General features: G+C 53.1%; 5 protein-coding genes and 2 pseudogenes. 5 read left to right on the top strand and 2 right to left on the bottom strand.

The genetic code is table 11. The features are described from left to right. From DVG78_RS29715 to DVG78_RS29690, 5 genes and pseudogenes are all read left to right on the top strand, one after another. A pseudogene (locus DVG78_RS29715) lies at positions 1–295 on the top strand (MFS transporter); the annotation flags it as partial. Positions 296–374: 79 nt separating this feature from the next. After that, positions 375–1,457, top strand: coding sequence for a DNA-binding transcriptional repressor LacI (lacI, locus tag DVG78_RS29710; protein WP_000805902.1), 1,083 nt, complete (start codon positions 375–377; stop codon positions 1,455–1,457). A 49-nt stretch (positions 1,458–1,506) separates the two neighbouring features. Beyond that, a pseudogene (locus DVG78_RS29700) lies at positions 1,507–1,848 on the top strand (hypothetical protein); the annotation flags it as partial. Positions 1,849–1,898: 50 nt separating this feature from the next. Further along, complete coding sequence (locus tag DVG78_RS30715) at positions 1,899–2,162, top strand: site-specific integrase (protein ID WP_003660253.1); 264 nt, start codon at positions 1,899–1,901, stop codon at positions 2,160–2,162. Positions 2,163–2,232: 70 nt separating this feature from the next. Beyond that, the gene (locus DVG78_RS29690; RefSeq protein ID WP_003660230.1) at positions 2,233–2,457 is read left to right on the top strand and encodes a Rop family plasmid primer RNA-binding protein; all 225 of its coding nucleotides are present in this window, start codon (positions 2,233–2,235) and stop codon (positions 2,455–2,457) included. Between the two features lie 1,185 nt (positions 2,458–3,642). On the opposite strand, the gene DVG78_RS29670 is transcribed toward DVG78_RS29690, so the two are convergent. After that, complete coding sequence (locus tag DVG78_RS29670; protein ID WP_015058867.1) at positions 3,643–4,503, bottom strand: class A beta-lactamase TEM-171; 861 nt, start codon at positions 4,501–4,503, stop codon at positions 3,643–3,645. Positions 4,504–5,278: 775 nt separating this feature from the next. Then, on the bottom strand, positions 5,279–5,944 hold the full coding sequence (trxA, locus tag DVG78_RS30710) for a thioredoxin TrxA (RefSeq protein WP_114464632.1): 666 nt from the start codon (positions 5,942–5,944) through the stop codon (positions 5,279–5,281). Positions 5,945–6,000 lie beyond the last annotated feature (56 nt).

The following is a 6,000-nucleotide window of genomic DNA, read 5'->3' as shown; positions in this document are numbered from 1 at the left end:
ATCGATCTCGATCCTCTACGCCGGACGCATCGTGGCCGGCATCACCGGCGCCACAGGTGCGGTTGCTGGCGCCTATATCGCCGACATCACCGATGGGGAAGATCGGGCTCGCCACTTCGGGCTCATGAGCGCTTGTTTCGGCGTGGGTATGGTGGCAGGCCCCGTGGCCGGGGGACTGTTGGGCGCCATCTCCTTGCATGCACCATTCCTTGCGGCGGCGGTGCTCAACGGCCTCAACCTACTACTGGGCTGCTTCCTAATGCAGGAGTCGCATAAGGGAGAGCGTCGAGATCCCGGACACCATCGAATGGCGCAAAACCTTTCGCGGTATGGCATGATAGCGCCCGGAAGAGAGTCAATTCAGGGTGGTGAATGTGAAACCAGTAACGTTATACGATGTCGCAGAGTATGCCGGTGTCTCTTATCAGACCGTTTCCCGCGTGGTGAACCAGGCCAGCCACGTTTCTGCGAAAACGCGGGAAAAAGTGGAAGCGGCGATGGCGGAGCTGAATTACATTCCCAACCGCGTGGCACAACAACTGGCGGGCAAACAGTCGTTGCTGATTGGCGTTGCCACCTCCAGTCTGGCCCTGCACGCGCCGTCGCAAATTGTCGCGGCGATTAAATCTCGCGCCGATCAACTGGGTGCCAGCGTGGTGGTGTCGATGGTAGAACGAAGCGGCGTCGAAGCCTGTAAAGCGGCGGTGCACAATCTTCTCGCGCAACGCGTCAGTGGGCTGATCATTAACTATCCGCTGGATGACCAGGATGCCATTGCTGTGGAAGCTGCCTGCACTAATGTTCCGGCGTTATTTCTTGATGTCTCTGACCAGACACCCATCAACAGTATTATTTTCTCCCATGAAGACGGTACGCGACTGGGCGTGGAGCATCTGGTCGCATTGGGTCACCAGCAAATCGCGCTGTTAGCGGGCCCATTAAGTTCTGTCTCGGCGCGTCTGCGTCTGGCTGGCTGGCATAAATATCTCACTCGCAATCAAATTCAGCCGATAGCGGAACGGGAAGGCGACTGGAGTGCCATGTCCGGTTTTCAACAAACCATGCAAATGCTGAATGAGGGCATCGTTCCCACTGCGATGCTGGTTGCCAACGATCAGATGGCGCTGGGCGCAATGCGCGCCATTACCGAGTCCGGGCTGCGCGTTGGTGCGGACATCTCGGTAGTGGGATACGACGATACCGAAGACAGCTCATGTTATATCCCGCCGTTAACCACCATCAAACAGGATTTTCGCCTGCTGGGGCAAACCAGCGTGGACCGCTTGCTGCAACTCTCTCAGGGCCAGGCGGTGAAGGGCAATCAGCTGTTGCCCGTCTCACTGGTGAAAAGAAAAACCACCCTGGCGCCCAATACGCAAACCGCCTCTCCCCGCGCGTTGGCCGATTCATTAATGCAGCTGGCACGACAGGTTTCCCGACTGGAAAGCGGGCAGTGAGCGCAACGCAATTAATGTAAGTTAGCTCACTCATTAGGCACCGGGATCTCGACCGATGCCCTTGAGAGCCTTCAACCCAGTCAGCTCCTTCCGGTGGGCGCGGGGCATGACTATCGTCGCCGCACTTATGACTGTCTTCTTTATCATGCAACTCGTAGGACAGGTGCCGGCAGCGCTCTGGGTCATTTTCGGCGAGGACCGCTTTCGCTGGAGCGCGACGATGATCGGCCTGTCGCTTGCGGTATTCGGAATCTTGCACGCCCTCGCTCAAGCCTTCGTCACTGGTCCCGCCACCAAACGTTTCGGCGAGAAGCAGGCCATTATCGCCGGCATGGCGGCCCCACGGGTGCGCATGATCGTGCTCCTGTCGTTGAGGACCCGGCTAGGCTGGCGGGGTTGCCTTACTGGTTAGCAGAATGAATCACCGATACGCGAGCGAACGTGAAGCGACTGCTGCTGCAAAACGTCTGCGACCTGAGCAACAACATGAATGGTCTTCGGTTTCCGTGTTTCGTAAAGTCTGGAAACGCGGAAGTCAGCGCCCTGCACCATTATGTTCCGGATCTGCATCGCAGGATGCTGCTGGCTACCCTGTGGAACACCTACATCTGTATTAACGAAGCGCTGGCATTGACCCTGAGTGATTTTTCTCTGGTCCCGCCGCATCCATACCGCCAGTTGTTTACCCTCACAACGTTCCAGTAACCGGGCATGTTCATCATCAGTAACCCGTATCGTGAGCATCCTCTCTCGTTTCATCGGTATCATTACCCCCATGAACAGAAATCCCCCTTACACGGAGGCATCAGTGACCAAACAGGAAAAAACCGCCCTTAACATGGCCCGCTTTATCAGAAGCCAGACATTAACGCTTCTGGAGAAACTCAACGAGCTGGACGCGGATGAACAGGCAGACATCTGTGAATCGCTTCACGACCACGCTGATGAGCTTTACCGCAGCTGCCTCGCGCGTTTCGGTGATGACGGTGAAAACCTCTGACACATGCAGCTCCCGGAGACGGTCACAGCTTGTCTGTAAGCGGATGCCGGGAGCAGACAAGCCCGTCAGGGCGCGTCAGCGGGTGTTGGCGGGTGTCGGGGCGCAGCCATGACCCAGTCACGTAGCGATAGCGGAGTGTATACTGGCTTAACTATGCGGCATCAGAGCAGATTGTACTGAGAGTGCACCATTGCGGTGTGAAATACCGCACAGATGCGTAAGGAGAAAATACCGCATCAGGCGCTCTTCCGCTTCCTCGCTCACTGACTCGCTGCGCTCGGTCGTTCGGCTGCGGCGAGCGGTATCAGCTCACTCAAAGGCGGTAATACGGTTATCCACAGAATCAGGGGATAACGCAGGAAAGAACATGTGAGCAAAAGGCCAGCAAAAGGCCAGGAACCGTAAAAAGGCCGCGTTGCTGGCGTTTTTCCATAGGCTCCGCCCCCCTGACGAGCATCACAAAAATCGACGCTCAAGTCAGAGGTGGCGAAACCCGACAGGACTATAAAGATACCAGGCGTTTCCCCCTGGAAGCTCCCTCGTGCGCTCTCCTGTTCCGACCCTGCCGCTTACCGGATACCTGTCCGCCTTTCTCCCTTCGGGAAGCGTGGCGCTTTCTCATAGCTCACGCTGTAGGTATCTCAGTTCGGTGTAGGTCGTTCGCTCCAAGCTGGGCTGTGTGCACGAACCCCCCGTTCAGCCCGACCGCTGCGCCTTATCCGGTAACTATCGTCTTGAGTCCAACCCGGTAAGACACGACTTATCGCCACTGGCAGCAGCCACTGGTAACAGGATTAGCAGAGCGAGGTATGTAGGCGGTGCTACAGAGTTCTTGAAGTGGTGGCCTAACTACGGCTACACTAGAAGGACAGTATTTGGTATCTGCGCTCTGCTGAAGCCAGTTACCTTCGGAAAAAGAGTTGGTAGCTCTTGATCCGGCAAACAAACCACCGCTGGTAGCGGTGGTTTTTTTGTTTGCAAGCAGCAGATTACGCGCAGAAAAAAAGGATCTCAAGAAGATCCTTTGATCTTTTCTACGGGGTCTGACGCTCAGTGGAACGAAAACTCACGTTAAGGGATTTTGGTCATGAGATTATCAAAAAGGATCTTCACCTAGATCCTTTTAAATTAAAAATGAAGTTTTAAATCAATCTAAAGTATATATGAGTAAACTTGGTCTGACAGTTACCAATGCTTAATCAGTGAGGCACCTATCTCAGCGATCTGTCTATTTCGTTCATCCATAGTTGCCTGACTCCCCGTCGTGTAGATAACTACGATACGGGAGGGCTTACCATCTGGCCCCAGTGCTGCAATGATACCGCGAGACCCACGCTCACCGGCTCCAGATTTATCAGCAATAAACCAGCCAGCCGGAAGGGCCGAGCGCAGAAGTGGTCCTGCAACTTTATCCGCCTCCATCCAGTCTATTAATTGTTGCCGGGAAGCTAGAGTAAGTAGTTCGCCAGTTAATAGTTTGCGCAACGTTGTTGCCATTGCTGCAGGCATCGTGGTGTCACGCTCGTCGTTTGGTATGGCTTCATTCAGCTCCGGTTCCCAACGATCAAGGCGAGTTACATGATCCCCCATGTTGTGCAAAAAAGCGGTTAGCTCCTTCGGTCCTCCGATCGTTGTCAGAAGTAAGTTGGCCGCAGTGTTATCACTCATGGTTATGGCAGCACTGCATAATTCTCTTACTGTCATGCCATCCGTAAGATGCTTTTCTGTGACTGGTGAGTACTCAACCAAGTCATTCTGAGAATAGTGTATGCGGCGACCGAGTTGCTCTTGCCCGGCGTCAATACGGGATAATACCGCGCCACATAGCAGAACTTTAAAAGTGCTCATCATTGGAAAACGTTCTTCGGGGCGAAAACTCTCAAGGATCTTACCGCTGTTGAGATCCAGTTCGATGTAACCCACTCGTGCACCCAACTGATCTTCAGCATCTTTTACTTTCACCAGCGTTTCTGGGTGAGCAAAAACAGGAAGGCAAAATGCCGCAAAAAAGGGAATAAGGGCGACACGGAAATGTTGAATACTCATACTCTTCCTTTTTCAATATTATTGAAGCATTTATCAGGGTTATTGTCTCATGAGCGGATACATATTTGAATGTATTTAGAAAAATAAACAAATAGGGGTTCCGCGCACATTTCCCCGAAAAGTGCCACCTAAATTGTAAGCGTTAATATTTTGTTAAAATTCGCGTTAAATTTTTGTTAAATCAGCTCATTTTTTAACCAATAGGCCGAAATCGGCAAAATCCCTTATAAATCAAAAGAATAGACCGAGATAGGGTTGAGTGTTGTTCCAGTTTGGAACAAGAGTCCACTATTAAAGAACGTGGACTCCAACGTCAAAGGGCGAAAAACCGTCTATCAGGGCGATGGCCCACTACGTGAACCATCACCCTAATCAAGTTTTTTGGGGTCGAGGTGCCGTAAAGCACTAAATCGGAACCCTAAAGGGAGCCCCCGATTTAGAGCTTGACGGGGAAAGCCGGCGAACGTGGCGAGAAAGGAAGGGAAGAAAGCGAAAGGAGCGGGCGCTAGGGCGCTGGCAAGTGTAGCGGTCACGCTGCGCGTAACCACCACACCCGCCGCGCTTAATGCGCCGCTACAGGGCGCGTCCCATTCGCCAATCCGGATATAGTTCCTCCTTTCAGCAAAAAACCCCTCAAGACCCGTTTAGAGGCCCCAAGGGGTTATGCTAGTTATTGCTCAGCGGTGGCAGCAGCCAACTCAGCTTCCTTTCGGGCTTTGTTAGCAGCCGGATCTCAGTGGTGGTGGTGGTGGTGCTCGAGTGCGGCCGCAAGCTTTTAGCCGTGGCAGTTACAGCCGGTGTGGCCGCAGCCTTTGCTACCACCGGTGTGGCCATCGGCACAGGCTTCGCTGCAGTAGTACAGACCGTTGCGATCGATCGCTTTGCTGGGATCGACGTTGCAGAGACAGGGCTCACAAGCGCATTTGACCAACGTTGTTGAGGTCATGGATCCGATATCAGCCATGGCCTTGTCGTCGTCGTCGGTACCCAGATCTGGGCTGTCCATGTGCTGGCGTTCGAATTTAGCAGCAGCGGTTTCTTTCATACCAGAACCGCGTGGCACCAGACCAGAAGAATGATGATGATGATGGTGCATATGGCCAGAACCAGAACCGGCCAGGTTAGCGTCGAGGAACTCTTTCAACTGACCTTTAGACAGTGCACCCACTTTGGTTGCCGCCACTTCACCGTTTTTGAACAGCAGCAGAGTCGGGATACCACGGATGCCATATTTCGGCGCAGTGCCAGGGTTTTGATCGATGTTCAGTTTTGCAACGGTCAGTTTGCCCTGATATTCGTCAGCGATTTCATCCAGAATCGGGGCGATCATTTTGCACGGACCGCACCACTCTGCCCAGAAATCGACGAGGATCGCCCCGTCCGCTTTGAGTACATCCGTGTCAAAACTGTCGTCAGTCAGGTGAATAATTTTATCGCTCATATGTATATCTCCTTCTTAAAGTTAAACAAAATTATTTCTAGAGGGGAATTGTTATC

Origin of the sequence: Runella aurantiaca, assembly GCF_003339505.1 — a bacterium.
Classification (GTDB): Bacteria; Bacteroidota; Bacteroidia; order Cytophagales; family Spirosomataceae; genus Runella; species Runella aurantiaca.
Note: the sequence above shows the minus strand (reverse complement) of the source record. Positions and strands in the feature narration are given on the sequence as shown.

Bases quoted from the DNA above. Each gene is read 5' to 3' on its own strand.
- DVG78_RS29690 (WP_003660230.1), top strand. From the start codon at position 2,233: ATGAACAGAAATCCCCCTTACACGGAGGCATCAGTGACCAAACAGGAA.
- DVG78_RS29670 (WP_015058867.1), bottom strand. From the start codon at position 4,503: ATGAGTATTCAACATTTCCGTGTCGCCCTTATTCCCTTTTTTGCGGCA.
- trxA (WP_114464632.1), bottom strand. From the start codon at position 5,944: ATGAGCGATAAAATTATTCACCTGACTGACGACAGTTTTGACACGGAT.